Origin of the sequence: uncultured Nostoc sp. (genome assembly GCF_964245575.1) — a bacterium.
Taxonomy (GTDB): domain Bacteria; phylum Cyanobacteriota; class Cyanobacteriia; order Cyanobacteriales; family Nostocaceae; genus Nostoc.
Window position 1 is genome coordinate 1 of the sequence record NZ_CAXTNP010000358.1, and the last position, 3,209, is coordinate 3,209.

The 3,209-nt window shown below is 39.3% G+C and carries 2 protein-coding genes; one reads left to right on the forward strand and one right to left on the reverse strand.

Annotation, left to right across the window (positions count from 1 at the left end; translation table 11 throughout):
• Positions 1-88 precede the first annotated feature (88 nt).
• The gene (locus tag ACFFAP_RS34190) at positions 89-1,315 is read right to left on the reverse strand and encodes a hypothetical protein (protein WP_375515380.1); all 1,227 of its coding nucleotides are present in this window, start codon (positions 1,313-1,315) and stop codon (positions 89-91) included.
• A 368-nt stretch (positions 1,316-1,683) separates the two neighbouring features.
• Here ACFFAP_RS34190 and ACFFAP_RS34195 point away from each other — a divergent pair, with 368 nt between their 5' ends.
• Positions 1,684-2,805 carry a Gfo/Idh/MocA family oxidoreductase gene (locus ACFFAP_RS34195; protein WP_375515381.1) on the forward strand — a complete coding sequence of 374 codons (1,122 nt, stop codon included), beginning with the start codon at positions 1,684-1,686 and terminating at the stop codon, positions 2,803-2,805.
• Positions 2,806-3,209: the final 404 nt, after the last annotated feature.

The window sequence follows — 3,209 nt, forward strand, 5'->3', positions numbered from 1 at the left end:
AGGTAAATCTACCCTCTTAAATACTATGATAAAGTAGCATTTACAACAGGCGATCGCTTGAACCACATTCTGCGGCTGAAATATGGTTTTATCGAGATGGCTTAACCCCTAGCGATTCTCGTTTACGCAGCCAATCTCCGTCATAGGTCTTTAGCAGTTTTGTTAAAAGCCGGAAAAACTCTTTATCTGTTTCATCGATGGAACGTCGAGTCCAAAATCCTCCAGATGTATTTGCTGCATACCCATCAACATTTTCTACAGTAGTCAAATAATCGGACAGCCATCTAAACTTCTCTTGTAAATATAGATCAGGAAGAGTTTTCTTTTCGAGATGCTTGAGATATTCACGTTTAATTACTTCAAAATTCTCATAATTATTATCAAACCTGAGTTCATTTACTTCTCTCCTATATAACCGCAATTGATATTCTTTCTTGACTAACTGATATTGTTTTATGAAAGTATTAAAATCTTCGGGATTGGCAAACAAAATCTGATGACTTGTATAAAAAGCTCTCGCGGTATCCCTGATTTTTGTATTATAAGAGGGTTGCGTTTGTTGCCTGAAACTTTCATTCTTTTCTGCATAAATAATATTTTTTTGTAGCCATTTAACAAATTCTGGATTGTAATATCCAAATTCCTCTTTAGACTTAAATGTAAGATTATAGTCTTTGCGAAAAATAGGTAAGCCAGAAAGAATCTGCAACTTGTGATAGTCGATGAAGGGCTTGATATCACAGTAGAGGCTACGCAGTCCTACGTTTAAATAAGTCCCACATTCCTGATACTTTTCTTGCTCTGTTATGTTTGATCTGTTAAGACCGAGCCAAGCAGAACGGATTATTTCTTCCGGTTGACCTCGCTCAGATGACTGAACACTCTTCAAGGTAAAAATAGTAAATCCTGCGATGATTAAGCCTGCTGTAATTGCACCAAATGTAGTCTGACGCAACCGCTTAATTTCTCGCTTCCGATTTTTTGGTTTTTCTCGTTCCAACTGATTACGCTGTTCTACATTGATTATCTTCTGTGCGCCAGGCTGTTGTTTTATCTTGTCGAGTAAATCTTGAGCTAACTGAAGCATCTCAAGGTCATTATTAACCTTAGCGACTTCAACTTCTTGTTGCACTGTGGCTTTATGAGCTTCGCAGTCTGGCTTCTTTTCTAATTCATCCATTGCATTTAACAAATCACTTTTTTCGCCAAACTTTCTTTTCAAAACGTTCTTAAAACTGTTGTAACTGTCTGTTATTAAATCTTTAGCCAATCCAGCACTAACAGCAGTCACAATAGCGGTAGTGATAGTATCCATAGTTTATTCTGAAATATTTAATACTAATTAAAAATAGATTTAAATAAGTTAATACTAAATTTTAATGTATATTATCACGGTTAACCGCACCAAATGTCTGAGAATCTTCAGTTGGTGTTCCAGGTTTGCATTTGGGTCATAGCTTTGGGCTACTAACGCTATCTACTCAGTATCCATCATGCTGAGGTTATGAATTTCAGTTAAGGTGCAATAACACAAATATTCCTTAAGTCTAAACTAAAGCTTACTGAAAGAATGAGGTTTTAATTTACCAAGTCATTGAGAATGTACGAGATCCCATTCATCAACCTCCAAATTCTCAGCCTTCTAAATTGATTATTATTGTTCCTTGATCAGGGAGTAGAAAAATGACTGCTGCAAATGGTAAGCGCAAAATTCGCTACGCTGTCGTTGGTTTAGGTTGGTTTGCCCAAGAAGCTGCCTTACCTTCGTTTGCCAACGCCGAAAACTCAGAATTAGTGGCACTTGTTTCAGATGACTCTACTAAAAGCGAAGAACTGAGCAAAAAGTATGGTATAGAGCATACTTACTCCTACGAGCAGTATGAAGACTGTCTGGCAAGCGGTGAGGTTGATGCAGTTTATATTGCGCTGCCCAATCACTTGCATTGCGACTACACTGTGCGGGCTGCTAATCAGGCAATTCATGTATTGTGTGAAAAGCCAATGGCAGTTACAGAACAAGAGTGTGAGGTAATGATTAAAGCTGCCGATGACAATAATGTGAAGCTGATGATTGCCTACCGTTTACATTTAGAAGAAGCCAATTTACAAGCAGTCGAAATTGTCCGCTCAAAGCAAATTGGTGAACCACGGATTTTCAACTCGGTTTTTACTCAGCAAGTGGAAGAGGGCAATATTCGTTTACGAGATGTCACAGGTGGTGGCACGCTCTATGATATTGGCATCTACTGCATTAATGCTGCACGTTATCTATTTCAAGATGAACCAATTGAAGTATTTGCTGTAGCTGCCAGTAAGGGAGAAGAACGCTTTAGCGAAGTGGAAGAAATGGCTAGCGTTATCTTGCGTTTCCCCAATGAGCGATTGGCAACATTTACCTGTAGCTTTGGAGGAGCAAGTGTTTCAACCTATCAGATTGTAGGTACTCAAGGCGATTTACTAGTAGAACCTGCTTATGCTTGGCAGGGAGAATTGAAGCACTACTTGACAATAAATGGTGAAACCCAAGAGCGTACCTTTGAGGATCACGATCAATTAGCGGCTGAATTTACCTACTTCTCTGATTGTATTCTCGAAAATAAAGACCCAGAGCCATCTGGAACGGAAGGGTTGATTGATGTTGCTATCATTCAAGCGCTTTACCAGTCAATTGAGACGCGCCAACCTGTGCAGATCCAAACTCGCGATCGCCATCAACGCCCGACATCAGCCCAAACTATTAAGCGTCCTCCTAGTGACCAAAAGCCAGACCTGATTCATGCTGCTGAACCTTCTGGGCAGTCATAAGGTTGGTTTAAGAATGGGAATATCAGGGCACAATATATTATTGTTGTGCCCCTATATCTGTTGTCTATTCAATTAAAAACTGCTGTGTACGCCATTCATCTTAAGGATAAAGACCTCTGTCAGTCAGTGCCTGAGCTACTCTACCCACCCCTAAAGTGTAAGCTGCTAATCGCAGGGTAAAGTTAATAAATCTGCATTGCTAATTGGTACAAATTGCAGGAAACCCATAATACTCTTGCGATTTTCAGCAGCGTAGACTTTCAACTTGGGAATATCTTGACCGACAGTAACAATTGCTTGAGCATTTGCAGCAATTGCTTGAGCATTTACAATAAACGCTTAAGCAAAACTTGTAAATGTTTCAACGTTAGTAACAATTGCTTGAGCATTTGCAGCAATTGCTT